General features: G+C 63.1%; 22 protein-coding genes. 18 read left to right on the top strand and 4 right to left on the bottom strand.

What is annotated here, in order from left to right:
• Window positions 1-155: 155 nt before the first annotated feature.
• From ACTU46_RS10500 to ACTU46_RS10490, 3 genes are all read left to right on the top strand, one after another.
• Window positions 156-1,895: a pyruvate dehydrogenase gene (locus ACTU46_RS10500; RefSeq protein WP_443381619.1), complete on the top strand. Its 1,740-nt coding sequence runs from the start codon at window positions 156-158 to the stop codon at window positions 1,893-1,895.
• A gap of 16 nt (window positions 1,896-1,911) precedes the next feature.
• A complete protein-coding gene (locus ACTU46_RS10495) occupies window positions 1,912-3,009 on the top strand; it encodes an alanine racemase (RefSeq protein ID WP_443381618.1) in 1,098 nt (365 codons plus the stop codon).
• 70 nt (window positions 3,010-3,079) lie between these two features.
• The gene (locus tag ACTU46_RS10490; protein ID WP_443381617.1) at window positions 3,080-3,853 is read left to right on the top strand and encodes a MerR family transcriptional regulator; all 774 of its coding nucleotides are present in this window, start codon (window positions 3,080-3,082) and stop codon (window positions 3,851-3,853) included.
• Window positions 3,854-3,951: 98 nt separating this feature from the next.
• Here the strand turns inward: ACTU46_RS10490 and ACTU46_RS10485 are convergent, their stop codons facing one another.
• The gene (locus ACTU46_RS10485; protein WP_443381616.1) at window positions 3,952-4,923 is read right to left on the bottom strand and encodes an RluA family pseudouridine synthase; all 972 of its coding nucleotides are present in this window, start codon (window positions 4,921-4,923) and stop codon (window positions 3,952-3,954) included.
• Window positions 4,924-5,226: 303 nt separating this feature from the next.
• On the opposite strand from ACTU46_RS10485, the gene ACTU46_RS10480 reads away from it, so the two are divergent.
• Both ACTU46_RS10480 and ACTU46_RS10475 read left to right on the top strand, forming a co-directional pair.
• Window positions 5,227-5,937 carry a response regulator transcription factor gene (locus ACTU46_RS10480; protein ID WP_443381615.1) on the top strand — a complete coding sequence of 237 codons (711 nt, stop codon included), beginning with the start codon at window positions 5,227-5,229 and terminating at the stop codon, window positions 5,935-5,937.
• 61 nt (window positions 5,938-5,998) lie between these two features.
• Window positions 5,999-7,549: a sensor histidine kinase gene (locus tag ACTU46_RS10475; RefSeq protein WP_443381614.1), complete on the top strand. Its 1,551-nt coding sequence runs from the start codon at window positions 5,999-6,001 to the stop codon at window positions 7,547-7,549.
• Between the two features lie 48 nt (window positions 7,550-7,597).
• On the opposite strand, the gene ACTU46_RS10470 is transcribed toward ACTU46_RS10475, so the two are convergent.
• Window positions 7,598-8,242, bottom strand: coding sequence for an alpha/beta fold hydrolase (locus ACTU46_RS10470; protein WP_443381613.1), 645 nt, complete (start codon window positions 8,240-8,242; stop codon window positions 7,598-7,600).
• A gap of 27 nt (window positions 8,243-8,269) precedes the next feature.
• Complete coding sequence (locus tag ACTU46_RS10465) at window positions 8,270-8,695, bottom strand: HIT family protein (RefSeq protein ID WP_443381612.1); 426 nt, start codon at window positions 8,693-8,695, stop codon at window positions 8,270-8,272.
• Window positions 8,696-8,889: 194 nt separating this feature from the next.
• On the opposite strand from ACTU46_RS10465, the gene purD reads away from it, so the two are divergent.
• From purD to ACTU46_RS10410, 11 genes are all read left to right on the top strand, one after another.
• Window positions 8,890-10,161, top strand: a complete 1,272-nt coding sequence (gene purD, locus ACTU46_RS10460; RefSeq protein ID WP_443381611.1) for a phosphoribosylamine--glycine ligase — start codon at window positions 8,890-8,892, stop codon at window positions 10,159-10,161.
• Window positions 10,162-10,381: 220 nt separating this feature from the next.
• Entirely contained in the window at window positions 10,382-11,494 is a 1,113-nt protein-coding gene (locus ACTU46_RS10455; RefSeq protein ID WP_443381690.1) for a pyridoxal phosphate-dependent aminotransferase, read from the top strand.
• 102 nt (window positions 11,495-11,596) lie between these two features.
• Window positions 11,597-11,974 (top strand): winged helix-turn-helix transcriptional regulator, encoded by a 378-nt coding sequence (locus ACTU46_RS10450; RefSeq protein ID WP_443381610.1) that lies wholly within the window; start codon window positions 11,597-11,599, stop codon window positions 11,972-11,974.
• On the top strand, window positions 11,971-13,023 hold the full coding sequence (locus tag ACTU46_RS10445; protein ID WP_443381609.1) for an LLM class flavin-dependent oxidoreductase: 1,053 nt from the start codon (window positions 11,971-11,973) through the stop codon (window positions 13,021-13,023). Before ACTU46_RS10450 ends, ACTU46_RS10445 begins: the two co-directional genes overlap by 4 nt.
• A 70-nt stretch (window positions 13,024-13,093) precedes the next feature.
• The gene (locus ACTU46_RS10440; RefSeq protein ID WP_443381608.1) at window positions 13,094-13,528 is read left to right on the top strand and encodes a hypothetical protein; all 435 of its coding nucleotides are present in this window, start codon (window positions 13,094-13,096) and stop codon (window positions 13,526-13,528) included.
• Between the two features lie 923 nt (window positions 13,529-14,451).
• The gene (locus ACTU46_RS10435) at window positions 14,452-15,027 is read left to right on the top strand and encodes an NAD(P)H-dependent oxidoreductase (protein WP_443381607.1); all 576 of its coding nucleotides are present in this window, start codon (window positions 14,452-14,454) and stop codon (window positions 15,025-15,027) included.
• A 7-nt stretch (window positions 15,028-15,034) separates the two neighbouring features.
• On the top strand, window positions 15,035-16,474 hold the full coding sequence (purB, locus tag ACTU46_RS10430; protein ID WP_443381606.1) for an adenylosuccinate lyase: 1,440 nt from the start codon (window positions 15,035-15,037) through the stop codon (window positions 16,472-16,474).
• Window positions 16,475-16,662: 188 nt separating this feature from the next.
• The gene (locus ACTU46_RS10425; RefSeq protein ID WP_443381605.1) at window positions 16,663-17,556 is read left to right on the top strand and encodes a phosphoribosylaminoimidazolesuccinocarboxamide synthase; all 894 of its coding nucleotides are present in this window, start codon (window positions 16,663-16,665) and stop codon (window positions 17,554-17,556) included.
• A gap of 197 nt (window positions 17,557-17,753) precedes the next feature.
• Window positions 17,754-19,925, top strand: coding sequence for a S9 family peptidase (locus ACTU46_RS10420; RefSeq protein WP_443381604.1), 2,172 nt, complete (start codon window positions 17,754-17,756; stop codon window positions 19,923-19,925).
• A 166-nt stretch (window positions 19,926-20,091) separates the two neighbouring features.
• Entirely contained in the window at window positions 20,092-20,769 is a 678-nt protein-coding gene (locus tag ACTU46_RS10415) for a DUF2334 domain-containing protein (protein ID WP_443381603.1), read from the top strand.
• Between the two features lie 67 nt (window positions 20,770-20,836).
• On the top strand, window positions 20,837-21,322 hold the full coding sequence (locus ACTU46_RS10410) for a glutathione peroxidase (protein WP_443381602.1): 486 nt from the start codon (window positions 20,837-20,839) through the stop codon (window positions 21,320-21,322).
• Window positions 21,323-21,430: 108 nt separating this feature from the next.
• On the opposite strand, the gene ACTU46_RS10405 is transcribed toward ACTU46_RS10410, so the two are convergent.
• Window positions 21,431-24,457: an ExeM/NucH family extracellular endonuclease gene (locus ACTU46_RS10405; RefSeq protein ID WP_443381601.1), complete on the bottom strand. Its 3,027-nt coding sequence runs from the start codon at window positions 24,455-24,457 to the stop codon at window positions 21,431-21,433.
• 426 nt (window positions 24,458-24,883) lie between these two features.
• Here ACTU46_RS10405 and purS point away from each other — a divergent pair, with 426 nt between their 5' ends.
• Together purS and purQ are read left to right on the top strand one after the other, a co-directional pair.
• Window positions 24,884-25,129 carry a phosphoribosylformylglycinamidine synthase subunit PurS gene (purS, locus tag ACTU46_RS10400; protein ID WP_443381600.1) on the top strand — a complete coding sequence of 82 codons (246 nt, stop codon included), beginning with the start codon at window positions 24,884-24,886 and terminating at the stop codon, window positions 25,127-25,129.
• Window positions 25,126-25,809 carry a phosphoribosylformylglycinamidine synthase subunit PurQ gene (purQ, locus tag ACTU46_RS10395; protein ID WP_443381599.1) on the top strand — a complete coding sequence of 228 codons (684 nt, stop codon included), beginning with the start codon at window positions 25,126-25,128 and terminating at the stop codon, window positions 25,807-25,809. Before purS ends, purQ begins: the two co-directional genes overlap by 4 nt.
• The last annotated feature ends 3 nt before the right edge of the window (window positions 25,810-25,812 follow it).

The raw sequence follows: 25,812 nt of genomic DNA, 5'->3' as shown, positions 1-25,812 counted from the left end.
ACCGTTCGTTACAGTTACAATCCCGGCGGATCCTTTTCGGCACTGCAAGGAAAGCCCGCCCGAGGCGCGCGTCGTGGCGGAAAGGCCACAGCGGGGGGACAATCGGAGTCAGACTCAGATCGAGACCATCAGCAGTAGCTCGCAGAGGAGAAACCATGGCCCAGAACTTCGCGGAACAGCTCGTAGAGACCCTGGAAGGCCAAGGCGTCAAGCGGATCTTCGGACTCGTCGGTGACAGTCTCAACCCGATCGTCGACGCGGTACGCCGATCTTCCATTGAATGGGTTCACGTGCGCAATGAGGAGGCCGCGGCCTTCGCCGCCGGTGCCGAGTCCCTGGTCACCGGACAGTTGGCGGTGTGCGCCGCCTCCTGCGGTCCGGGTAACACCCACCTGATTCAGGGCCTCTATGATGCCCACCGCAATGGCGCGAAGGTCCTGGCGATCGCCAGCCACATTCCCACGCCGCAGATCGGTTCCCACTTCTTCCAGGAGACCCACCCGGAGATCCTCTTCAAGGAAGCCTCCGGCTATTGCGAGATGATCAACTCCGCCCTGCAGGGTGAGCGGGTGATCCACCATGCCATCCAGTCCACGATGGCCGGCCATGGCGTCTCCGTCGCCGTGATCCCCGGTGACGTGGCCAAGCTGGCGGCTTCGACGGGGACCTTCGCCGCCTCAAAGATCTCCTGCGGCACCCCGATCGTTTTTCCGGATCCGGCTGAGGCTGCGGACCTGGTGGCGGCGATCAATGAAGCCGAGACCGTCACCCTCTTCTGTGGTGCCGGGGTGCGCAACGCCCGGGCGGAGGTCCTCGAGCTGGCGCAGAAGATCAAGGCCCCGGTGGGCCATGCCCTGGGCGGCAAGCAGTACATCCAGCACGAGAACCCCTTCGATGTCGGGATGTCCGGGCTGCTGGGATACGGTGCCTGCCTGGAAGCCAGCCGCGGTGCTGATCTCCTGATCCTGCTGGGCACTGATTTCCCCTACTCCGATTTCCTCCCGACCAAGAATGTCGCGCAGGTCGACATCAACGGCCGCAACATCGGCCGCCGCACCACCATCGCGCATCCGGTCACCGGTGATGTCGCCGCCACCATCGCGAATATCCTCCCGCACCTCGAGGAGAAGACCGACCGCAGCTTCCTGGACAAGATGCTGCGTGAGCATGAGCGCAATCTCTCCGGGGTGGTGGAGGTCTACACCAGGAATGTGGAGAAGCACAGCCCGATCCATCCGGAGTTCGCCGCAGATCTCCTCGATGAGCTCGCCGATGAGGATGCGGTGTTCACCGTGGACACCGGCATGTGCAATGTCTGGCACGCCCGCTACATCAACAACCCCGGTGGCGCCCGCGAATTCATCGGCTCCTTCCGCCACGGCACCATGGCCAATGCCCTGCCGCACGCCATCGGCGCCCAAGCGGCGGACCGTAACCGGCAGGTCATCGCCATGTGCGGTGACGGCGGACTGGGCATGCTCCTGGGGGAACTGCTCACCGTGAAACTCCACCAGCTGCCGCTCAAGGCGGTGGTGTTCAACAACAGCTCCCTGGGCATGGTCAAGCTCGAGATGCTGGTGGAGGGCATCCCGGAGTTCCAGACCGACCATGAGCAGGTGAACTTCGCCGAGATCGCGGCCGCCGCGGGCATCAAGTCGGTCCGGCTCACTGACCCCAAGACCCTGCGGCAGGATCTGCAGCAGGCGCTCGCGGAGCCCGGTCCGGTGCTCATTGATATTGTCACCGACCCGAATGCCCTGTCCATCCCACCGAATATCACCTGGGAGCAGGTCATGGGCTTCGGCACCGCCGCCGCCCGCACCGTCTTCGGCGGTGGCGTGGGCAAGATGCTCGATCTGGCACGATCGAACCTGCGCAATATCCCGAAGCCCTAGCGATATCCTGGACACCATGAACCGAGCCGCTTCGCTTATCGACGCCCCGCAAACCCCCGCCGTCCTCATCGACCGTGCCGTGATGGGGCGCAACCTCACCAGGGTGGCGCAGTTCGCGGCGGAGCGCGGCCTGCGGCTGCGCCCGCACGCCAAGACCCACAAGATCCTCGAGATCGCCGCAGCACAGCTCTCTGCCGGGGCGGTGGGGCTGAGCGTGGCCACCATCGGCGAGGCCGAGGTCTTCGCGGAGGGCGGTTGTCGGGACATCTTCATCGCCTACCCGCTCTGGCCGACCTCGGCGAAACAACGGCGGGTGGCAGCACTGCTGAAAAAGGGCGTGCAGCTACGCCTGGGGGTGGATTCCCCAGCAGCGGCCGCCGCCTGGTCCGGGGCGGGATTTACCGATCTCGGCCTGATGATCGAGCTGGACTCCGGACACCACCGTTCCGGAGTACCTGCCGAGCAGGTCGTGGAAGTAGCACAGGCGGTGCACGCAGCGGGGCGTCGATTAGCGGGGCTGTTCACCTTCCCCGGCCACAGCTACACCCCGGATAAGGTTCTCGTGGCCGCCCAGGATGAGCATGACTGCCTGCTCACCGCCCGTGACCTGCTGGCCACCGCCGGATTTGAGGTCACCGAGCTGGAACTCTCCGGTGGTTCCACCCCCTCCGCACTGCTCACCAAACCCGGCGCCACCACTGAGATCCGCCCCGGGGTCTACGTGTTCAATGACGCCCAGCAACTGGAACTCGGGCGCTGCGACTGGGAGGATATCGCGCTGACGATCCTGGGCACCGTGGTCTCGCGCCGGGCCGACCTGAATCAGGTCATACTTGATGCCGGTTCCAAGATCATCGGCTCGGACCGGCCGGCCTGGGCCAGCGGCTTCGCCCGGATCTACGGGGTTCCTGCGGCCCATGTCACTGCGGTCTCGGAACACCACGCCACCGTCGCCTGGCCGCAAGATATCCCGCTGCCGGAGCTGGGCACACTGCTGGAGGTGGTGCCCAACCATGTCTGTCCGGTACTCAATCTGGTGGATGAGGTCACGGTCACCGGTGGGGGAGAGGTCCGGGGGACCTGGGCCGTGGCGGCGCGCGGTCGAAATAGCTGACCTCCGGAACCGCTGAATTATCCGCCGGGGGCTTGCACTTGACGCTACGTCAAGAAGGAGACTGTTCACCGTGACCGACTATCAGATCGGCGAGGCCGCCGAGATTCTTCACGTGACCACCCGCACCCTGCGGCACTGGGACGCCATCGGATTATTGGTGCCCAGCTGGCGCACCTGGGCCGACCACCGGCTCTACACCGAGGAGGACCTGCAGACCGCTCTGCAGATCCTGGTCTACCGCGAGGCCGGGGTTCCGTTGAAGGAGATCGCTGAGCTCTTGGCCGAACCAGGAACCGCCGCGCAACGGCTTCAACGCCAACGCGAGATCCTGGTGGCGAGAATCGGCCACCTGCACCGGATGGTCCGGGCAGTGGACCATATCCTCGAGGAGGATGACATGAACAAGGACAAGATGACCACCGAGGAAAAGATTGAGCTCTTCGGCGGTGACTGGAAACCTGAATATCAGGATGAAGCCGAGCAGCGCTGGGGGCAGACCCCGGAGTGGGGGCAGGCCCAGCAGATCCAGGAGAAGATGACCAAGGCGGACTGGGTCCGCGTCAAGGCCGAGCATGACGCGTTCGTGACCAAGCTTGTCGACGCCGCGGAGCGCGAGGTCGCCCCCGGCACCGCGGAAGCCGCGGAGCTGGTGGAACTACACAACCACAGCATCGGCCAGTGGTATGAGATGTCCCGCTCCAAGCAGGTGCTGCTGGCGCGGATGTATGTCCACGATGAGCGCTTCAACGCCACCTACCAGGGGCAGGCAGCCTACCTGCTCTCCCTGGTGGAGGCGCAGGCCGAACAGGAAGGCATTGACCTCGCCGAGGTGCAATGGGGTTAACTGCCCGATCTGAAGTGACAGCGCCGCCCGGGAGGATCACCTCCGGGCGGCGTTTTCGGCACCTGCGGTGCGGGGCACGGCGTCGATAAGCTGGGGTGTCAGCGCCGGGAACCGGAGCGGCGGTGTGGGGCGCGGCCGGATAAGTTGCCGAGTGGGCGCTGCCAGGCGGCGGGCATCGGGGCGGAGACCCTGAGAATGGTGCTATCCGGCAGCGGGATCTCGAGTTCAGCGGCGTGGAGATAGAGCCGGGGACTGGCGAGTTGGTGAATCCGCTGGTTGAAGGTGGTGGAACCGTATTTCTTATCGCCCGCGATGGGGAATCCGGCGTGACGGGTATGCGCCCGGATCTGATGTTTACGACCGGTGATCAGTTCCGCCTGCACCAGGGTGGCGGTGCCGCCGAATCTGCGGCGGGGCGCGAAGCGGGTGAGGGAAGGAAGACCATGCTCCGCGACGATGACCGACTGCTCTGTGCGGTGCAGCGGGGCGCGGACCTCAGCGAGTTCTTCGGGCCAGTCGCCACGCACGAGTGCCAGGTAGCGGCGTTTCAGGGAGTCCTCCTCGCGCAGTACACGCTGAAGGTGGCGGAGCATGGAGGGGGTTTTGGCCACCATCAGCAGACCAGAGGTGTCACGGTCGAGGCGGTGGGCCAGTTCCAGGTCGGGTTGATCGGGCCGCAGCTGACGGAGGGCCTCGATCACTCCACCGGAGACTCCGGTGCCGACATGGACGGCGATATCGGCGGGTTTATCGAGCACGAGCAGGGCATCATCCTCGTGGATCACCGTCTGGTCAATGGTGCGGAGCAGGGACACTGGCAGGGGTGGCGGCGGAATGGCGTCGGGCAGCCGAATCTGGGGAAGCCGCAGCAGATCACCGGCCTCAAGCCGGTAGTTTGGCTGTGCTTTTTTGTCATTCACCCGCACCTTGCCCTTACGGAGCAGCCGAAACAGCAATGAGGCGGGAACTCCCTTGAGCTCGGCCCGCAGGTACTTGTCCAGGCGTCGGCCGGCGTGCTCCGCTGGAACCTCCACCTCACGGTCGGTCCTTGTGTGTTTGTTATCAGTCATGGCAGATCGACCATACCAGCGGAAATCGCCGGCGTTAAGTCGCCGCTGTGCCGCTGAGCAGGGTGGAAAGACTGGAGCCCGCTGGTACCGGTGGGGGATTTCCCTCGCCACGTCCCGCCCTGGTGGGGCGGAATCCGAAGCTGACAGATAACTTTCAGGATTCACCCAGCCCCGCAGCAGAGCAGTGGGGTTAACTCTTGTTCTAAGAGCTGGGACTGTGGGACCACCGGGGTACCTAGCCACCCAGCCCATGCTCCGCCCGAACCGAGGACGTGTCCGGGCGAATTGAGAAAGTGGTGAAAGATGGAAGACCAGAACGAGAAGGCCGTCAAGGTCCTCGTCGTCGATGATGAGCCGAATATCGTCGAACTACTGACAGTGAGCCTGAAGTTCCAGGGGTTCGAGGTAAGAACCGCACAGTCCGGGGTGGATGCCCTGGCACTGGCCCGGGAATTCCGCCCGGATGCCTTCATTCTGGATGTGATGATGCCAGGGATGGACGGCTTCGAGCTGCTGAGCAAACTCCGTGCCGAGGGACTCGATGGCCCTGTTCTCTACCTGACCGCCAAGGATGCGGTGGAGCACCGCATCCACGGGCTGACCATCGGGGCAGATGACTATGTGACCAAGCCGTTCTCCCTGGAGGAGGTGATCACCCGACTGAGGGTGATCTTGCGCCGCGGTCAACCGAAGGAAACCTCTGAGGATGATGCCACCATCACCTACGCGGACCTCGAGCTCAACGATGACACCCATGAGGTCACCCGTGCCGGCGAGCTGATCGAGCTTTCCCCCACCGAGTTCAACCTGCTGCGCTACCTGATGCTCAACGCTGAGATGGTGCTGTCCAAGGCGAAGATCCTGGACAATGTCTGGCACTACGATTTCGGCGGCGACGGAAATGTCGTCGAGTCTTATATCTCTTACCTGCGTCGCAAGATCGACACCGGGGACACCGCGTTGATCCACACTGTCCGTGGGGTCGGTTATGTCCTGCGGCTGCCGCGTAACTGACGAGCGATTCCAGCAGCATCCAGCGCAGTGAATGGCTGGCTGAATAAACGGCTAAGAAGCAATGAGGAAGCCCCGGTATGTCCAGATGACCGAAGAACAGTTCCCTAATCCCTACACCAACCGCCAGCTCCCGGCGTCCGGTGGCAACTCCGCATTCGCCACCACCCCGGCGACTGCCGAGCCGACCGAAGCTGGTGTTGAGCCGGCGGGCGTGGATAAGGCAGACCGGGAAAAGCATCCCCATCGGTTTTCAGTGAGCCGGACTTTCCCGCTGCGGACCTGGTTGGTGGTGCTGATCATCTCGATCTCGGGGCTCGGGCTGCTGGCGAGTGCGGTGGCGGTGTCGAGCATCATGAAGGAAAGCGTCTACACCCGCATTGATGAGGACCTGCAGAGTTCGGTGGTGGGCTGGGCCAGCAGCTCCGAGCTCTTCAGCGCGGACCAGACGGCCCGGCCACCTTCCGAGTATGTGGTGCTGAAAATCTTCTCGGACGGCAATACCGTCATCTTCAATGACCGGGGCGCCATCCCGGACGCCACCCAGCTGATCATCGACGCCGGCCCGGAAACCGTCAGCTCCGCCGCCAACTCCACCCGTGACACCCGCTGGCGGGCGATCGCCACGGTCGAGGGCAATGTCACCACCGTGGTGGCCAAGGATCTTAACCGTGAGGACCAGCTGCTTAAGCGGCTCAACATCGGGTTGGTGGTGATCAGCCTGCTGGTGCTCTCCCTCATGGCGGCCATGGGTTACTACCTCATCAGACGGGCGCTGCGCCCGTTGCATGAAGTCGAACGCACCGCCCAGGCCATCGCCGCCGGGGACCTTGACCGGCGGGTGCCGCAATGGCCCACCAATACCGAGGTCGGGCAGCTCGCCCACACCCTCAACGTGATGCTCGAACAGGTTCAGGATTCCGTGGAAACCGCGCAGCGGAAGGAGGAGCAGATGCGCCGTTTCGTCGGCGATGCCTCCCATGAACTGCGTACCCCATTGACTTCGGTCCGCGGCTACACCGAGCTCTACCGTTCCGGCGCGACCCAGGACATCGACCGGGTGCTGACCAAGATCGATGATGAATCTCACCGCATGAGTTCGCTGGTGGAAGACCTGCTTGCCCTCACCCGGGCGGAAGGCGCGAAATTGGAGAAGCGCCCCGTTGATCTGCTCGAGCTGGGACTCGGGGTGGCCAGCACCGCGCGTGCCGCTTTCCCGGGACGCGAGGTAAAAATCATCAATGACACCTCCTCGGTGCCGGTGGTCCTCGGAGATCCCGGAAAACTCCACCAGGTGCTGTTGAACCTGGTGTCCAACGGACTGGTCCATGGCGGTCCAGCTGCCAAAGTCACCCTCCGTTTCACCTTTGAGGGCGCCGAAGTCGTCGCAGCGGTCTCCGACAACGGCCGCGGTATGGAACCCGTGGTGGCCAACCACATTTTCGAGCGTTTCTACCGCGAGGACTCCTCCCGCTCCCGGGCCTCCGGTGGCTCGGGACTTGGGCTGGCGATCGTGAAATCACTGGTGGAGCAGCACCGCGGCAAGATCTCGGTCAGCAGCACCCTGGGGGAGGGGACCACCTTCACCGTGCGGCTGCACCGGTTGATGGAATAGCAGGGGGTTGATGGAATAGCACCGGACCCGGGAGCATCCGGCCTGGGTTCACTCCCGCCAGGCCAGCGCTTCCAGGATGGCGCTACTCTGCTGCGGGAGGTGCTCATGCCGCACCCCGTGCAGCTGCCGTACTTCGCCGAGCGACGCGGAGCTCGCGGGAACGATGATATCCGCGTCAGAGATCAGGGAGACCACCCGAGTTCCCGCCGGAACCTCAGCAGCCAGGGGTGCCAGGACCATGAGCTGGTGGTACGCCGGACCGCCCACCCGGGCGATGATCCGGTGACGGACCGCCGCCGCCCGGCCGATACCTCGGGGGACACCGCGGTAGGCGGCACCGATACCGACCAGGGTGCGTACCCGGCCAGGGAAATGGTGGGCCAACTGCAGGCCGAGCCTGCCGCCGAGGGAGTGCCCGACGATATCGAGGTGTTGGGTCACCGGGAGGATCTCCCGGGACAGAAGAGCCGCCAGCTCAGCGAAGGAAGCCCGAATATCCCCGGTGCCGCGGTTACCGTAGGCGGGGGCGATCACCGGCACCCCTCGGGTGTTGAGTTCCCGCACCGCAGCCTCAAAGTTACCCGGCGAGGCCAGCACGCCGTGGAGGAACAGCACGGGAGTCGCGCCGGAACCATCCAGTGGCGCGAGCGCCGGAAGCTCCCCGCGGGTGGGGATCCAGGTCAGCCAGCTCATGGTGGCGGAAGAGCACTCAGGCCTGAACTAGCGAGGAAATCCCTGTTCGTCGGTATCGAGTGCCTCGCGCAGCCTGGTGGCGGCATCATCCATCTTGGCCGGGTCAGTCTCGTCCATGCGCATGACATTGGCCAGGTTATAGCCGGACATGTCATTGGCGGGGAAAACGTGCAGGTGGGTGTGGGGGACCTCAAACCCGGCGATCAGGTAGCCGGCCCGCTCAGAGCTGAAGACCTCGATGACCGCTCGGCCGATGTTCTGGGCGACCTCATTGAGGCGGTTCCAGGCTTTGGGGGAGAGGTCGGTCCATTTGTCGACCTCTTCAACCGGGACAACCAGGACATGACCGTAGGTGATCGGCTCGATACTCAGGAATGCAACGGTGCTCTCATCGCGGTAGATGAAGCGGCCGGGGAGCTCGCCGTTGATGATTTTTGTGAACACACTACTCATGAACCTGAGAGTACAGCTCAATAAACTCTTATGTCTTTTGTTTGGTGCCATCAGGGGGAGCTGGACTTTTGCCGGAACCTATCCTCGGCAGAATCCGCTGGTGCTGGTCCCTGAGAACCCCCTCGGCGGCACCGATGCCCTACCGCGGTAGACCTTCCCCGGGCCCCGGGTGGAGGTTGGTTAGTATATAAGCCATGCGCATCCTCGTAATCGGTTCCGGTGCCCGTGAGCACGCCCTGCTCATCGGCCTGCAGAAGGACCCCGCCACCACTGAACTCCACGTCGCCCCCGGTAATGCCGGAATGGCTGCCCTCGCCACCATTCATCAGCTCGGTGATGTCACCGACGCTGCTGCCACCACTGCCCTGGCCACTGAAATTTCCGCTGACCTCGTGGTCATCGGTCCGGAGATTCCGTTGGTCGCGGGGGTCGCCGATGTGCTGCGGGAGGCTGGTTTCCCGGTCTTCGGCCCCTCCGGTGCGGCCGCCATGATTGAGGGCTCGAAGGTCTTCGCCAAGGACGTCATGGCCGCTGCCGGGGTGAAGACCGCCCAGGCACAGGCCTTGAACCCCGGGGCTTCCGAGGCTGATATCGAGGCCGTCCTGGATGGTTTCGGCCCGAACTGGGTGGTCAAAGATGATGGTCTGGCTGCCGGTAAGGGCGTGGTGGTGACCACGGAGCGCGTGGTTGCCCGCGAGCACGTTGATGCGGTGCTGGCCGCCGGCAATCCGGTCCTGTTGGAGAGCTTCCTCGATGGCCCTGAGATTTCCCTGTTCTGCCTGGTGGATGGCGAAACCGTCGTGCCACTGCTGCCCGCCCAGGACCACAAGCGCGCCTATGACAATGATGAGGGCCCGAACACCGGTGGTATGGGTGCCTACACTCCGCTGCCGTGGCTCCCAGCCGAGGGGGTGGACCGCATCGTCGATGAGGTCTGTGTGCCGGTGGCCAAGGAGATGGCCCGTCGGGGCACGCCCTATTCTGGTCTGCTCTATGCCGGCCTGGCATGGGGTGCGGAAGGCCCCGCCGTGATCGAGTTCAACTGCCGCTTCGGTGATCCGGAGACCCAGGCGGTGCTCGCCTTGCTGAAGACTCCGCTGGCGACGCTTCTCGACGCCGTGGCCCGCGGCACCCTCGCGCAGCAGCCGCCGCTGACCTGGGCTGAGGGGTCCGCATTGACCGTGGTGTTGGCAGCCGCGGATTATCCGGCGGCGCCGCGCAAGGGCGATGTGCTCACCGGTGCGGAACCCTCCGAGACGGTGCTGCACGCCGGTACCGCCCGCAATGAAGCTGGTGAACTGGTGGCCAATGGTGGCCGCGTGCTCAGCATCGTCGGCACCGGTGCAGATTTGAGCGAGGCCCGCAACAACGCCTATGAAACCCTGAAGGGGATTTCCCTGGCAGGCGGCCACTACCGCAGTGATATCGCACTGCCGGCGGTCAAGGGTGAAATCTCGCTGGGCTAAACCCCGACAATCTGGCCCGCAGCGGTCCAATTCTGCGGGGCCAATCCCCACGGGTGCCTCAGGGTGATACCCGTTATGGAAAGTGGGATCAAGGGGGCTCTGGTCTGATGGCCGGGGCACCGTTGTGCGGTTTGTAGGTTCCCCGGGTGGCTGCCTTAAGCTGGATTGCATGAACGCCGAGTTACTCAGCAACCGAAGCCAGGTAGAACCCTTCCGCGTGATGCGCATGCTGGATCTGGTCCAGCGGCGGGCCCGGGAGGGCAAGGAAACGATCATGCTCTGTGCGGGTCAGCCCGCCACCGGCGCTCCGGAGGCTGTGATTCAAGAGGCTGAGATCGCGCTGCGTTCCGGCCCGCTGGGTTATACCGAGGTGCTCGGTGACCGGGAGCTGCGCGAGCGCATCGCGGACTGGCATTCCGCCACCTACAACCTGGCGACCTCCGCCGACAATGTCATTGTCACCACTGGTTCCTCCGGGGCTTTCGTGGCGGCTTTCCTAGCGGTGCTGGACCATGGTGATGCCGTGGCGCTGAGCTGCCCGGGTTATCCGGCCTACCGCAATACCCTCAGTGCCCTCGGCGCCCGGATCGTGGACCTGGAATGCGGCGAGGAGACCCGCTTCCAGCCCACCGTGGAGATGCTCGAGGCGCTGGCGGAAAAGCCCAAGGCGGTCATCGTCACCAGCCCGGGTAACCCTACCGGCACCATCATTGATCCGGTGGAACTGCAGAAGATCGCGCAGTGGTGCGATGCCCATGGTGCGGTGCTGATCTCTGATGAGGATTATCACGGCATGAGCTTTGGCCGACCGACCGTCACCGCCCGGGCCTACTCGGAGAACGCGGTGAGCATCGGCACCCTCTCGAAGTACTTCTCGATGACCGGCTGGCGCGTGGGCTGGATGATTGTGCCGGAGGTGATGGTGGATCCGATCGAGAACCTGCTGGGTTCCCTGGCACTGTGCGCTCCCGCTATCTCCCAGATTGCCGGCCGGGCCGCTTTCACTCTTGAAGCCGAGGCCGAGCTGGATCAGCATGTAGCCACCTACCAGGAGTCCCGCGAGGTCTTCCTGGCAGAGCTGCCGAAGATCGGGTTGGGTACCTTCGCCGAGCCCGACGGGGGCCTCTACCTGTGGGTTGATGTCTCGGAGTACACCCAGGACTCCGAGGCCTGGTCGCAGGAGCTGGTCGAGGAGATCGGCGTGGCGGTGGCTCCTGGAGTGGACTTTGATCCGCATCACGGCCATGAGTGGGTGCGCCTGAGCCTCTGCGCCAGCGCTGCGGAGTCCCGGGAGGCCTGCCGCCGACTGGGTGAATACCTGGCCCGGAAGTAGGCGGGTTCCCGCCATACCGCGGCCCCACCGCGGCGTCGATAAGCGCCCAACCCCGCACCAGCTGCTCTGAAATGGAGAGCCGGCGGTGCTACTTTTATCTCTATGAGTGAGACAGGGATTCAGGGGGATGTCGCGGTCTGCCCGGACTTCTTGGCGGCGATGCAGGTGCTGGGCAAGCGCTGGAACGGGATCATCATCCAGACGCTCGGGGAACATCAGCTGCGCTACTCGGAGCTTAAAGCCGGGGTCATCGGGATCTCCGATGCCGTACTGGCTGCCCGCTTGGGGGAACTGACCCGTTGTGAGCTGGTGGATCGCCATTTTGACGACACGGGGCGGCCGGGCGGATACGCTCTCAGTCAGAAGGGTCGGGAGTTGGTGCCGGTGTTGGACCAGCTGACTGACTGGGCGCAACGGTGGTCCCTGGACGATCACCTGGGCGCCCTCGCGAGCATCAACCACAGCAGGAGCGCGTCATGAGTTTCGAGATCGGTATCTACCACTTTGGTGAACTGACCGAGGACCCCACCACCGGCCAGCCCGCCCCCAGCGCCAGACAACGATTGAGTGACCTGCTCGAGCAGGCTGCCGTGGCTGATCAGGCTGGTCTGGATGTCTTCGGTGTCGGCGAGCACCACCGTGGTGATTTCGCGGTGTCCGCCCCACCGGTGGTGCTGGCCGCGATGGCGATGCGTACCGAGCGGATCAAACTCTCCAGCTCGGTGACGGTGCTCAGCTCGGAGGACCCGGTGCGGGTCTACGAGCAGTTCGCCACCCTGGACAATCTTTCCGGGGGCCGGGCCGAGATGATCGTCGGCCGTGGTTCCTATACGGAATCCTTCCCGCTCTTCGGCTATGACCTCAACCTCTACAATGATCTTTTTGAGGAACGGCTCCAACTGCTCGACCGCATCCAGCGGGAGAACCCGGTCACCTGGCAGGGCATGTTGCGGCCTCCACTGGAGCAGGCGGACATCGCCCCGCGCGCGGTGCAGGACTATATCCCCACCTGGGTTGCGGTGGGCGGCACTCCGGCCTCGGCGGTGCGCGCCGCGAAATTCGGGCTGCCGATGGCCCTGGGAATCCTCGGCGGTCGGCTTGATGGTTTCAAGGGGATGGTCGATCTCTACCGCAAGGCCGGCGAGCAGCACGGCACCGATCCCAACCAGCTGAAGGTCAGTGTCAACGGTCCCGGCTTCGTGGCGGAGACCACCCAGCAGGCGCAGGAATTCTCCTACCCCTACTTCGCCGCCGGGATGAAGGAGAATTTCCACCAGCGTGGCCGCGGCCATGCCTTCCCCTATCGCGCCTACCAGGCCTCGGCCTCGGAGGAAGGCGCGATTTTCGTGGGTAGTCCGCAGCAGATCGTGGATAAGATCCTGCGTCAGCATGAGGCCTACGGTCATGAGCGCTACATCATGCAGCTGGGCTACGGCAACACCCCGCAACGGGAATCCCTGCGCGCCATCGAGCTGTTGGGCACCGAGGTGCTGCCGGCGGTGCGCAAGGCGCTTGGCGAGAGCGTCTAAACCCAAGGCTGTTCGGTTAGGGGGCAGGAGTTGTCCCTTTGAAGTGGCTATCACGGATTGAGGTCAACTTATGTCACCAAATTATCGACGGCTAATCACGCAGCGGGGTTTTAATCTCCCCATCCCCGAGGTGCTGATTGTTGTTGTGGGAAGTATTCTTCTAGCGTTCTTCCCTGAGGATCAGTACTTTGACATTAATACTGGTGGCCTTGTGGCTGTGACCTGTGGCGTCTTCTCGTTAGTCATCGGAATCCCTCTACTGTTTCTCAAGGTAAGTTTTTTCTGGTTTGATATCGCCTACATCATCATCGGTCTGGCCGTATTTTTGTACATGAAGTTCTATGTGGATGGGCCGATCATCTTTTTGGGTCTTGTTGCGTTCTTGGCTGCAGGAATGGTGATTACCGGTACCTCGCACCTGGTGCGCCGGTTGATGGCCTTTCTTCTCGCCCGCCGCAGACAACGGGCGGTGGTCAGCACCATGCAGCGTGATCAAGATCTGTGACCTAAGGGGGTGATCCCCGCTAAGGACAGAGGGCACCACCTGAATATAAGGTTGTGCCCTTTTGGTTGCGCTGATCTATGGCGGATTCCAAGGGGCGTCCCACCCACTTACCGATACTGAGGACAAACGAGCTGTGAGACGAGCCAAGAGCCAACCACAGCACTATCGGACAACGTCGATGCGGTGGAGGTGGAGTTGTTGGCGTCCATCGTGGGCGGTGGGTGGCCAGGTGGCTCCGCGGGGTTCGGGGAGGGGGTGTTCGTAGCTGAGGAAGTCCATACCAGTGGCCTCTAAGATGGCTTCGACCTGCACCTGCTCTTCCACCCGCGACGGATCTTCGGGAAGGACTTCCGGCTGGGGCAGCGCCGCCGGCTGATCGGGGCGGGTAATGGGGTTTCCTGTGATTATTACTTTCGTGGATCCGACCTTCGGGGTGAAGTATGATCTGTCGTGGTAGGAGATCTGCTTTTAACGGGGGCTACAGCCTTGTCATGGCGCGACACACCTGAGGGTTGACATCACCCTTAAACCGAACGGCATTGCGTCTAAACTCAAGGCTGTTCGACGCCCGCGCCAGCCCGGGGAGATCGGTTAGATCGGGGAGGGGTTGGGCGCCGGGACCTGGGAATCTCATGCCCAGTGGATAACTAACTGCAAGGAGCTTGGAAATCATCGTTTTCAGGCCCTGAACATGCCTTCTTGCAGCTATTTGTCCACACCCCATGGAGCGCCCAGGTAGCCCGTGGCAAAATATGTGCAACGTGACCTCAGACAGCCCTTCTGGAGGGCTCCCGAGGCCGTTTTGCACATATTTTGCCACGGGTGACAGCCCCCGACGCCTACACCCTAACTAGCCCCAACTCCACTGCACGCCCAGCCCCGCGCGGGGCGTCGCAACGCATCTCTCTGCGATAAGGAAGACCATGAGCCGCACCCTGAAGATCGTCACCCTCAACGGCAGCTACAGCCTGCCCGGCAAGACCGGGGCTCTGTTGGAATTGATTGTCGAGGAGGTCCAGCAGCATCACGAGGTCAGCGTCGAGGAGATCTCGGTGGCCACGCTCGGTCCGGGGTTCACCGGGGCGCTGGGGCGCGATGAGGTCAGCGTGGAGGTGGAAGCGAAGCTGAAGCTGGTGGAACAGGCGGACCTGCTGGTGGTGGGCACCCCGGTCTTCCGCGGTTCCTACACCGGCCTGTTCAAACACTTCATCGATCTGCTGGATCAGTATGCGCTGGCCAATAAATCAGTGCTGCTCGCCGCAACCGGGGGCAGCGACCGACACACCCTGGTCATCGACCAGGTGCTGCGCCCGCTCTTCGGATTCCTGCAGGCCGCCATCGCGCCAGTAGGGCTTTATGCCAGCTCAGGGGATTTTTCCGGCACGTTATTGCTGAACCCGGAGGTCTACGCCCGGATTGAGATCGCGGTGCGGGATCTGGGGCCCCGGTTGAACTTCCTGGCCTCCCAACCGGGCCTGGATGGGGATAGCGCCGCTTAATGCGATAATGGGGGGCGTGGCTGAGAAAAAGAAGATTTCCAATGTCCTGTCCTCCCGTTATGCTTCCGCCGAGCTCGCTGAGCTCTGGAGCCCCGAGGCAAAGATCATCATGGAGCGCCAGCTCTGGATCGCCGTGATGAAGGCACAGAAGGACCTGGGTGTGGATATCCCCGCCGGGGCCATCTCCGCCTATGAAGATGTCATCGAGCAGGTTGACCTGGCATCCATCGCCGAGCGTGAGAAGCTCACCCGGCATGATGTGAAGGCACGCATCGAAGAATTCAATGCGCTGGCTGGCTATGAGCACATCCACAAGGGCATGACCTCCCGCGACCTGACCGAGAACGTCGAGCAGCTGCAGATCTTCGCTTCCCTGGAGCTGGTCCGGGACAAGGCTGTCGCCGTCATCGCCCGCACTGGTGAGCACGCCCGTAACTACCAGAACCTGGTCATGGCCGGACGTTCCCACAATGTCGCCGCCCAGGCCACCACCCTGGGTAAGCGTTTCGCCTCCGCGGCCGATGAAATGCTCATCGCCGTCGAACGCACCGAGAACCTGCTTTCCCGTTACCCGCTGCGTGGCATCAAGGGGCCGATGGGCACCAGCCAGGACATGCTCGATCTGATGGGCGGCAACGAGGCCAAGCTGGCATCGCTGGAAACCTCTATCGCCGATCACCTCGGCTTCAAGCGCACCTTCGACTCCGTCGGCCAGATCTACCCGCGTTCCCTCGACTTCGACGCCGTGTCCGCGCTGGTCCAGCTCGGCGCCGGACCTTCCTCACTGGCCACCACCATCCGTCTGATGGCCGGCAATGAAACCGTCACCGAGGGCTTCAAGGAGGGCCAGGTCGGTTCCTCCGCGATGCCGCACAAGATGAACGCGCGTTCCTGTGAGCGCGTCGGCGGTCTGCAGGTCATCCTGCGTGGCTACCTGACCATGGTCGCCGATCTCGCCGGCCAGCAGTGGAACGAAGGTGATGTCTTCTGCTCCGTGATCCGCCGCGTGGCCCTGCCGGACGCCTTCTTCGCCCTGGACGGCATGTTCGAGACCTTCCTCACCGTCCTCGACGAGTTCGGTGCCTTCCCCGCCATGCTTGACCGTGAGCTGGAGCGCTACCTGCCCTTCCTGGCGACCACCCGCATCCTCATGGCCGCTGTGCGCGCCGGGGTCGGCCGTGAGACCGCCCATGAGGTGATCAAGGAGAACGCTGTCGCTGTCGCCCTGAACATGCGCGAGAACGGTGGCGGACAGGATCTCATCGAGCGCCTCGCCGCCGATGAGCGGCTGCCGATGAGCCAGGCGGACCTGGAGTTGGCACTCTCCGATCACAAGGCCTTCATCGGTGCCGCGGAGAGCCAGGTCGGACGGGTGCTGGTCAAGGTCCAGGATCTGATCAACAACCACCCGCAGGCCGCCCGCTACACCCCGGGTGAGATCCTCTAGTTTTCTCTAGTTTTCGGTCGCCGAGCCCCGGCGGTGTCGCCATGCTTATCGACGCCGCGGGGGCTGCGCTGTTTCCGGGGCCCTTCAGCTGAAGGGCCTGCCGGGAATGGGGGCATGCTTAACCCCTTCGAGCAGGGAATCCGGGTTCAACTACCGAAGAAAAACCAACGGGTCTAGACTCCCTAATCATGCGTCCTGAACTTTCCCAGTACACCCACCTCTCAGCCGGTAAGGTGCGCGAGATTTACGAGATCGATGAGGAGACCCTCCTCATGGTGGTCTCCGATCGAATCTCCGCCTATGACCACATCCTGGACACCGAGATCCCAGACAAGGGACGCGTCCTCACCGCCATGAGCGTCTGGTTCTTCAACGCCCTCGGCATGCCGAACCACCTCGCCGGCCCGATCGATGATCCCCGCATTCCGGAAGAGGTCCTCGGCCGCGCCCTGGTGTGCAAGAAGCTGAAGATGCTGCCCTTCGAGTGCGTGGCACGTGGTTACCTCACCGGCTCCGGCCTGGTCGAGTACAAGGAGAATGGCACCGTCTGCGGTATCGAGCTCCCCGCCGGACTGACCGAGGCCTCCCAGCTCGCTGAGCCGATCTTCACCCCGGCGACCAAGGCCGAGCAAGGCGACCATGACGAGAACGTCTCCTTCGAGGTGGTCGTCGAGAAGCTCGGCCAGGCACGCGCCGAGCAGCTGCGCGAGACCACCCTGAAGATCTACTCCGAGGCCGCCGCCATCGCTGAAAAGCGCGGCGTGATCCTGGCGGACACCAAGTTCGAGTTCGGGCTCGACGCGGAAGGCACCCTGATCCTCGCTGATGAGGTTCTGACCCCAGACTCCTCCCGTTATTGGCCCTCAGAGAGCTACCAGGAGGGCAAGGTCCAGCCCAGCTTTGACAAGCAATTCGTCCGTAACTGGTTGACCAGCCCGAAGTCCGGCTGGGAGAAGAGCTCCGACACCCCGCCGCCGGCCCTGCCGGGATCGGTCGTCGAGGCTACCCGTGAGCGTTATATCGAGGCTTATGAGCGCATCTCCGGTCTGAAGTTCTCCGACTGGATCGGCAGCTGCGTGTAGCGCTGCGCGGTAGTGGAAATATCTGGCTCCAAGGACCGTGCTCATCGGATAATCCGATGAGCACGGTCCTGTTGGCATACCTGGAGTGGTTTCGACAGGGGCCCCGGGGTGTGGTTTTTTAAGCTCTGAGCGAATCTAGGCCCTTTGAAGCCACCCGCAGACTCATGTGTCCGGTGATGGGGTTAGCATCGGAAGACATGTCCTCAGATGAGCTGAACCAGAATATCCGCGGCGCTGGTGCCGCCGCCCGATCACCCGCACCGGTGGCGGCGAAACACCCGATCACCCGCACCCACCACGGCATTGATTTCGTGGATGACTATGAGTGGTTAAGGGATAAGACCGCCACCGAGACCCTCGACTACCTCACCGCGGAGAATAATTTCACCGAGGCGCACACCACCGAGCTGGCGGAGCTGCGGGAGAACGTCTACCAGGAGATCAAGAACCGGGTGCAGGAGACAGACATGTCCGTGCCCACCCGGGCCGGAAACCACTGGTACTACGGTCGTACCACGGAGGGCAAGAACTACGGTATCTCCTGCCGGGTGCCAGTTGCCGAGGGAGCTGACCCCTGGAGCCCGCCGACCATCCCGGCAGCCGGAGTGGTCGAGGGTGAGCAGGTCATCCTCGATCTCAACGAGCTGGCTGAGGGGCATGAGTTCTTCGCCTTGGGGGCTTCCTCGGTGACCACCTCCGGCCGCTACCTGGCCTACTCCGTGGATCTTGAGGGGGATGAGCGCTTCACCCTCCACGTCAAGGACCTGGACACTGGTGGGCTGCTGGCGGACCGCCTGGAGGGTATCTTCTACGGCGCGACCTGGGCGGGGGAGAGCTACCTCTTCTACCAGTTGGTCGATGAGGCCTGGCGCCCGGATTCGGTCTGGCGGCACAAGATCGGTACTGATCAGTCCGAGGATGTCCGCATCTTCCATGAAGCGGATGCCCGTTTCAACACCGGGGTAGGGGGCAGCCGCTCGGAGAAGTACCTCTTCATCGAGTCCGCCTCCAAGATCACCTCGGAGACCTGGGTGCTGGAGACGGAGAATCCCACCGGCGAATTCCGCCTGCTCTGGGAGCGGGAGGCCGGGGTGGAGTACATGATCGACCACGCCGTCATCGCCGGCGAGGACCGCTGGGTGGTCACCCACAACGCCACCGGCCCGAACTTCGCGGTCTCTGATGCCCCGGCGCACAGCGGGGCCGAGCTTCCTGCCCTGCGTGAGCTCGAGGACCTGATTGCACACCGTGATGATGTCCGGATCGAAGGCGTGGACACCTACCGTGACTTCATCATCTCCGGGTACCGCTCCGGGGCCATCGGCAAGCTCGCCGTGATGAAGCTCAAGGAGTCAGGTTATGGCGAGTGGGAGGAGCTGAGCTTCGAAGAGGAGCTCTACAACGCTGGTTCCCTGGGCAACCCGGAATGGGATGCCCCGGTCATCCGGCTGAGCTACGGTTCCTTCGTCACCCCCTCCCAGCTCTTCGACTACGAGATCGACACCGGCAAGCGCACCCTGCTCAAGGAACAGGAGGTGCTGGGCGGCTACGACAAGACGCAGTACACCTCCTACCGCCTGTGGACCACCGCCGCCGATGGTGCCCAGATCCCGGTCTCGGTGATCCACCGGGCGGATCTGGAATCCGATAAGCCCAACCCCACCATGCTCTACGGCTACGGCTCTTATGAGGCCTGCATCGACCCCGGCTTCTCCATCGCCCGGCTCTCGTTGCTTGACCGTGGGATGATCTTCGTGATCGCCCATGTCCGGGGCGGCGGGGAGATGGGCCGGCTCTGGTACGACAACGGCAAGATGGATCAGAAGAAGAACACCTTCACCGACTTCATCGATGTCGCTGATGACCTGATCTCCCGTGGCCTGAGTAGCCCGGAGACGATGGTCGCCGAGGGGGGCTCCGCCGGTGGGATGCTCATGGGCGCGGTGGCCAACATGGCAGGTGACCGTTTCAAGGGGATCCAGGCTGTGGTGCCCTTCGTCGACCCGCTGACCTCCATGCTGATGCCGGAGCTGCCGTTGACGGTGACCGAGTGGGATGAGTGGGGTGACCCGCTGCATGATCGTGAGGTCTACGAGTACATGGCTTCCTACGCCCCCTATGAGAATATCGAGGCCAAGCAGTACCCGAATATTCTCGCGGTGACCTCGCTCAACGACACCCGCGTGCTCTATGTGGAGCCGGCAAAGTGGATCGCCAAGCTCCGGGCGGATGCCACTGGGGGGCAGTTCCTGCTCAAGACGGAGATGTCCGCTGGCCATGGTGGAGTCTCCGGACGCTACGCCAAGTGGCGCCAGACCGCCTTCGAGTACGCCTGGACCATCAATCAGGCGACTGGCCTGACCACTTAGCGGAGTTCCCCCAGCTCTCCCGCCGTGACGGGAAAACCCGGCAGGAGGGCCCGGGTGGGGATCTGGGTTGCGGTCCAGCGTCACGGACCCTGCCAGCCGCTGAAAGTAGCCCCGTAGTTGCCAGCTCGGGGCGACAGCAGTGCCGGTACGTGCGATAATCGTCCGCATGCGTGGCCACCTCCTGGTATCGATTTCAAGTATTTTCGATCAGACACAGTCGGCGGTGGCCGATATGGTCGCCAGCCTGGACGGACAGAACATTCCCGTCTCGTTGCTGGTCGCACCGCACATCGACGGAAACTGGCACCTGGCCAAGGATCACCGGACCCTGGAGTGGCTGCTCGGGGAACAACAGTCCGGCCGGGTGATCCTCCTCAACGGTTTCGACCAGGCGGTGCAGGGGCGTCGTGCCGAATTCGCCAGCCTATCCAGCCACGAGGCCCGGCTCCGGCTCAAGGGCGCGACCCGGCAGATGGCGAAGATCGGTTTTGAACCGGAGATCTTCGCCCCGCCGCGTTGGCAACTTTCGGAGGGCACCCTCAAGGCGCTGCCCGACTTCGGCTTCAAGCTGGCTGCTTCGAACATGGGGCTGCATGACCTGGTGCGCGGCGATTTCCACCAGGCCCGCAATCTCTCTGTCGGTGAGGGTTTCGGTCAGGCTAAGTGGTGGCGCCGCAATATCATCCGGGCCGCCGGGCGGGGTGCCTCCCGCGGAAATTCCATCCGGCTGTCCGTCTCCGGGCGCAACCTCCTCAACGAGAAGGTTGCCGAGGATTTCCTCCGGGCCGCCAATGCCGCAGTCAAGGCGGGCGCCCACCCTACCGACTACTCCAGCTACCTTTAGACCCCGTGCCGGGGCCACCATGCTTATCGACGCCCCGATCTTCCGCGCCGGGGCTAACCTGGCAGGCATGAGCGAACTTCAAGACATCGAGATCACCTACAACGACGGACGCACCGGCACCTTCGGAGATCACCGGGGCAAGGTTGTCCTCGTGGTCAACACCGCCTCCAAGTGCGGCTTCACCCACCAGTATGAGGGGCTGCAGGGGCTGCAGGCGGCCTACGCCGATCGCGGGTTCACGGTCCTGGGGGTGCCCTGCAACCAGTTCGGCACCCAGGAACCGGGTAGCGACTCCGAGATCGCGGAGTTCTGTGCCACCAACTTCGCCGTGAACTTCCCGCTGTTGAGCAAGACCGAGGTCAACGGGGAGGCCGCCCACCCGCTGTACCAGAGACTCAAGCAGCAGCCGGACAGTGCCGGCGAGGACGGTGAGATCCAGTGGAACTTCGAGAAGTTCCTGATCTCCCCCAAGGGTGAGGTGCTGGGGCGCTACCGCTCCAGGACCACCCCGGCCGACCTCAGCGAGCAGATTGAAGCGAACCTGCCAGTCTAAAGAACCTCGTGCACAAAAGACTCATCCCGCCAGCAACCAAGTGGCTGCTGGCGGGATGAGTCTGTGTGTTCAGTGGGAGATCACCAGAGTGATCAAAACCCCGGGGGTTTAACGGAACATCGAATTGAACTGGTTCAGCACACCGTTACGGATCTCCGGGAAGAAGGTGTTGACCAACCAGGCAACGATACCGCCCATGGCGGTGAAGCCAGCAGCAAATCCGAAGACAGTCTCCAGGATGGAACCGCCGTCCTTGCCGTCGCGGCCATCGGTGCCATCAGCACCGTCAGCACCGTCAGTTCCATCGGTGCCATCGGTGCCATTGGTGCCGTTCTCACCCTTGACCTTGCCCAGGTTCTGGAAGGTGCCATCGGTGTAGGTCACGATCAGCTCATCCTCGGCGTTAACCGAGATGGTTGCGATGCCACGGCCATCCTGGCCGTCTTCACCGTTGGCACCATCAGCGCCGTCCTGGCCGTCTTCGCCAGCAGCACCGTCAGTTCCGACGACCTTGCCCAGATCCTTGGTGGTCTCATCGGTGTAGGTCACGATGAGGTGGCCTGCGTCATTGATCTCGAAGCCTGCGACGACCTTGCCCTCGTTCTCGCCTTCGTCGGGGTTTTCACCCGGGTTCGGTGCCTCGCCGAGGTTGAAGCCGACCTTGATCGGGTCGTGGTCGGAGGACCGGAAGGGGCTGTCATCGTGGAAGTCCACGGTGTTGTAGTGGCGGCGGGAGTACTCGAAAGCGATGGACTCATCACCGTTGATGTCCCAGACTTCAGCGTCGACAATGGTGTCCATGGCTGCCTGGTTGCCCAGTGCATGATCCAGGGATCCGATACGGCCGTCGAACTGGTAGGTTTCACCGGCGTCGTACTTGGTGACGATGTTGGAGAAGCCGTTGGCCTCCAGGGTCGCGATAGCGGTTTCCTTGGCATAGGCGTTCAGGTCTCCGAGGACGAAGACCGGCTTATCTGTCCAGTCTTCCTGGTTGCCAAGATGATCCAGCAGCGCCTGGGACTGATCGTTGCGGACATTCGGGTTGTTGGCCTGGCCATCGCCGATGTCGGCGTCGCCGCGGGTGACGGATCCCTTGGACTTGAAGTGGTTGGTGATAGCGACGAAACTCCCGGCTTCGGGGTCAGTGGCGGAGGTGAACTCCTGAGCCAGCGGCTGACGGGCCAGGCCGGTGAAGGCGGCGTCATTGAAGATGCGGGACTCGCCGACCGGGGTGACCTCAGCGGGCTGGTAGATGAAGGCGACGCGGATAACGTCCTCGTCCTGGCCGAGCACCGAGGGAGACTCGACGAACTCCCACTTGTCGGTGCCCTCTTTGGCATTCAGGGCGTCGACAAGCGCGGACAGCGACTCGTCACGATCGGCGGTGTTGCCGGATACCGATGCGGTGTTCTCGATCTCCTCGAGGCTGACCACCGAGGCATCGAGCTTATTGATCGCGTTGACGATCTTGGTCTGCTGATTTTCGAAGGCCTGCTCAGAGTAGGCGCCGCGGACATCGCAGCCACCGCTGACGGCGACAGGATCGCCGTACATGTCCTTGTATGAGGAGCAGCTTTCGTCCTTGCCCAGAGTGGTGAAGTAGTTCAGCACGTTGAAGGTCGCAATGGAGAGACCACCCTGAACGGTGTCCATGGCGCCGAGCTCAGCCGGGCGGGAATCCTCCCAGGTGATGGGGAGAGCCGTGCCTGCGGTGTTGCCGGTGACCGGGCTGGTGGGCTGGAAGGTCCAGGCATCAAAGCTGTAGTCCAGGACAACCGGGCCCTGGAAGTCCACGCCATCGCCGGTACGCAGGGACTTGATGGTCGCCGCATTATCCTGGGCGATCCACGGCAGTGGAGTCTGCTTATCGGAGTTCATGTAATTGCGGGTGCGGCCATCATCCAGGGTGATGGACGCCGCGGCCTGCTCCGCCATGAGCTGCTGCACCGGGGAGCTTGGATCAGTACTGGGGGTGTGGACGTCCGTGGCCTGCATGAACGCTTCGGTGCCGGGTGCTAGATCGATGGTGCCGTGGGTGTTGAGGGCGTAGTTGTTGGTGACTGTGTGCTCGCCGGTGGGCTGTATCAGCATGCCTTCGTAGACCTCGCGGGCCGCGGCTCCAGCAGGCAGGGTCTCGATCTCGAGTGCGGTGACCGTGCCCAGCGATTCAGCGACCTCAGTCACCAGGGAAGCAGTGATCTGGGTGGCCTCGTAGTACTCATTGGCGGTGCCGGTGACGGTCAGCGAATCACCGATCTCCGGGAAATCAGCGGCGGCGGGGTTGGTACCCAGGTAGACGAAGATGCCATCGGAGGCCGCGCCGGGAGCTTTGGGTTCAGTGCCGGTACCGGCGGTCTGCAGGTAGAAACCGTTCTTGCCGCCCTCGGGATAAGCCGCAGTGACCACACCCTCGGTGGTGACGGTCTGATTAGCCATGGGGGAGGCTGCTGCGGTGCCCTGGATCTCGGCGATGGTGATGGCTGCACCGTGTTCGCCGGGGACCTCGTTTTCGCCACCGTCGCCGGCGCCGGCAGTCTCACCCAGGGAGTTGGTGGGAGTGGGGGTGCCGACAGTGAAGTCAGCAGCGTTGTTGTCGGTGTCTACTGTGGGGTCAGTGCGCTGAATAGAGGTGGAATTGCTGGTGCTGCCGGCAGCAGCGCCCTCGAAGACTGCATTGCCGCCCCAACCGATAAGATCCACTCGGTTGCCCCCGGCATCAAGGATCTCGGCAGCTGCACCGGTGCCGCTGAAGGCAGGTTTGTTCCCACCGTCGAGATCAGGGGTGGGCAGAGCGCCGGTATCGGAGCTTCCCTTAGCCGCCTGGATCAGGAAGTGCTGGCCAGGCTCGATCGTCCCGGACAGGGTGACCGTGTCGCCCTGTGGGTTGCCGGAGCCGGAGTAGCGCACCAGAGTCCAGCCATCAATAGAGATGGCGGTGGAGTGCGGGTTATAAAGCTCGACGAAGTCGTTGGACACCACAGAACCGGAGTTGCCGCCGCCGCCGTAGACCTCGCTGATGACGACCTTGGTTCCGTCGACTGCTGCCCCTGCGGTGGGGGCGACGACCAGGCTGGCTGCGGTGGCGCCAGCGATGGCGATGGCCAGGGCACGGGCCCTGGTAAATCTCTGCTGCATGATGCTCTCTTCAGATGTCAGTGGAATGGCAAGAGGGACGGAGATGGCGCTGCGATCAATGTGAGTAGTCAACCTTGAGATGAAGCCGCCCTAGGTGAATAGGGCTTAAGGTGAAACCAATTGAGTAAATCGGGCCTCATGAAATATTTAGTAGGTATTTACCGGTTGTGCAGGGTGAGATTATGTTGCTTCCTGCGGCTTTGTGTCTGGTTGTCTGAGAGTTCACCCGTTGGTAATACCACTTCATGTGCGGGCCACGACTGTGGGTCTGCGAATTAACTTGTGGTGGCGGGAGTGCCCTTCGGCTACCCCCTAAAAGGTGTCATCAATACTTTGGCGGGGGGAAGGGCTGCGAAGATAGGTCAAATCCGCAGTGCAGGTTAGACTGACGGAGGCATATTCCGGCGAGATTTAAGGGAGCACATCGTGGCCCGTGTAGTTGTCAATGTCATGCCGAAGGCAGAGATCCTCGATCCTCAGGGGCAGGCGGTTGTCCGCGCCCTGGGACGTATCGGGGTCAGCGGAGTGAGTGATGTCCGTCAGGGCAAGCGCTTCGAGCTTGAGGTCGATGATTCCGTGAGCGAGGCCGACCTGAGCAAGGTCGCCGAAACTCTGCTGGCTAACACCGTGATCGAGGACTTTGAGGTCGTCGGGGTCGAGGTCGTCCAGTGAGCGCAAAGATCGGAGTCATCACCTTCCCGGGAACGCTTGACGATGTCGACGCCGCCCGCGCGGTGCGACTCGCCGGCGCTGAGCTTGTGAATCTCTGGCACGCCGACGCGGACCTCAAGGGCGTTGACGCTGTTGTGGTCCCCGGCGGTTTCTCCTACGGCGACTACCTGCGCTCCGGTGCGATCTCCGCGATCGCCCCGGTCATGCAGTCCGTGGTCGAGGAAGCCAAGAAGGGCATGCCCGTGCTGGGCATCTGCAATGGTTTCCAGATCCTCACCGAGGCAGGGCTGCTGCCTGGTGCGCTGACCCGCAACCAGGGTCTGCACTTCCACTGCACCGATACCTACCTCGAGGTGACGAACAACTCCACCGTGTGGACCACCGGGTATGAAGAAGGCCAGAAGATCCTGGTCCCGGCCAAGCACGGTGAAGGCCGTTTCCAGGCCTCCCAGGAGACCATCGACGAGCTTGAGGGCGAGGGCCGCGTGGTCTTCCGCTACACCGATAACTACAACGGTTCCCTCAACTCGATCGCCGGCATCACCTCCGCAAACGGCCGGGTCGTGGGCCTGATGCCGCACCCGGAGCACGCCGTGGAGACCCTGACCGGCCCGTCCACTGACGGCCTGCAGATGTTCCTGTCCGCGATCGGTGCCATCGGCGCCTCCGCGAACGTTTAAGAA

Source organism: Corynebacterium sp. A21 (genome assembly GCF_052266655.1).
Lineage (GTDB): Bacteria > Actinomycetota > Actinomycetes > Mycobacteriales > Mycobacteriaceae > Corynebacterium.
The sequence above is the reverse complement of the archived record's forward strand: the minus strand, read 5'-3'. Positions and strand labels throughout refer to the sequence as shown.

Coding starts and splice junctions, on each gene's coding strand:
- ACTU46_RS10420 (WP_443381604.1), top strand. CDS start 17,754: ATGTCCTCAGATGAGCTGAACCAGAATATCCGCGGCGCTGGTGCCGCC.
- ACTU46_RS10485 (WP_443381616.1), bottom strand. CDS start 4,923: ATGACTGATAACAAACACACAAGGACCGACCGTGAGGTGGAGGTTCCA.
- ACTU46_RS10425 (WP_443381605.1), top strand. CDS start 16,663: ATGCGTCCTGAACTTTCCCAGTACACCCACCTCTCAGCCGGTAAGGTG.
- ACTU46_RS10475 (WP_443381614.1), top strand. CDS start 5,999: ATGAGGAAGCCCCGGTATGTCCAGATGACCGAAGAACAGTTCCCTAAT.
- ACTU46_RS10405 (WP_443381601.1), bottom strand. CDS start 24,457: ATGCAGCAGAGATTTACCAGGGCCCGTGCCCTGGCCATCGCCATCGCT.
- ACTU46_RS10415 (WP_443381603.1), top strand. CDS start 20,092: ATGCGTGGCCACCTCCTGGTATCGATTTCAAGTATTTTCGATCAGACA.
- ACTU46_RS10500 (WP_443381619.1), top strand. CDS start 156: ATGGCCCAGAACTTCGCGGAACAGCTCGTAGAGACCCTGGAAGGCCAA.
- ACTU46_RS10435 (WP_443381607.1), top strand. CDS start 14,452: ATGAGCCGCACCCTGAAGATCGTCACCCTCAACGGCAGCTACAGCCTG.
- ACTU46_RS10470 (WP_443381613.1), bottom strand. CDS start 8,242: ATGAGCTGGCTGACCTGGATCCCCACCCGCGGGGAGCTTCCGGCGCTC.
- ACTU46_RS10445 (WP_443381609.1), top strand. CDS start 11,971: ATGAGTTTCGAGATCGGTATCTACCACTTTGGTGAACTGACCGAGGAC.
- ACTU46_RS10450 (WP_443381610.1), top strand. CDS start 11,597: ATGAGTGAGACAGGGATTCAGGGGGATGTCGCGGTCTGCCCGGACTTC.
- ACTU46_RS10440 (WP_443381608.1), top strand. CDS start 13,094: ATGTCACCAAATTATCGACGGCTAATCACGCAGCGGGGTTTTAATCTC.
- ACTU46_RS10465 (WP_443381612.1), bottom strand. CDS start 8,695: ATGAGTAGTGTGTTCACAAAAATCATCAACGGCGAGCTCCCCGGCCGC.
- purB (WP_443381606.1), top strand. CDS start 15,035: ATGGGGGGCGTGGCTGAGAAAAAGAAGATTTCCAATGTCCTGTCCTCC.
- ACTU46_RS10410 (WP_443381602.1), top strand. CDS start 20,837: ATGAGCGAACTTCAAGACATCGAGATCACCTACAACGACGGACGCACC.
- purD (WP_443381611.1), top strand. CDS start 8,890: ATGCGCATCCTCGTAATCGGTTCCGGTGCCCGTGAGCACGCCCTGCTC.
- ACTU46_RS10455 (WP_443381690.1), top strand. CDS start 10,382: ATGCGCATGCTGGATCTGGTCCAGCGGCGGGCCCGGGAGGGCAAGGAA.
- ACTU46_RS10480 (WP_443381615.1), top strand. CDS start 5,227: ATGGAAGACCAGAACGAGAAGGCCGTCAAGGTCCTCGTCGTCGATGAT.
- ACTU46_RS10495 (WP_443381618.1), top strand. CDS start 1,912: ATGAACCGAGCCGCTTCGCTTATCGACGCCCCGCAAACCCCCGCCGTC.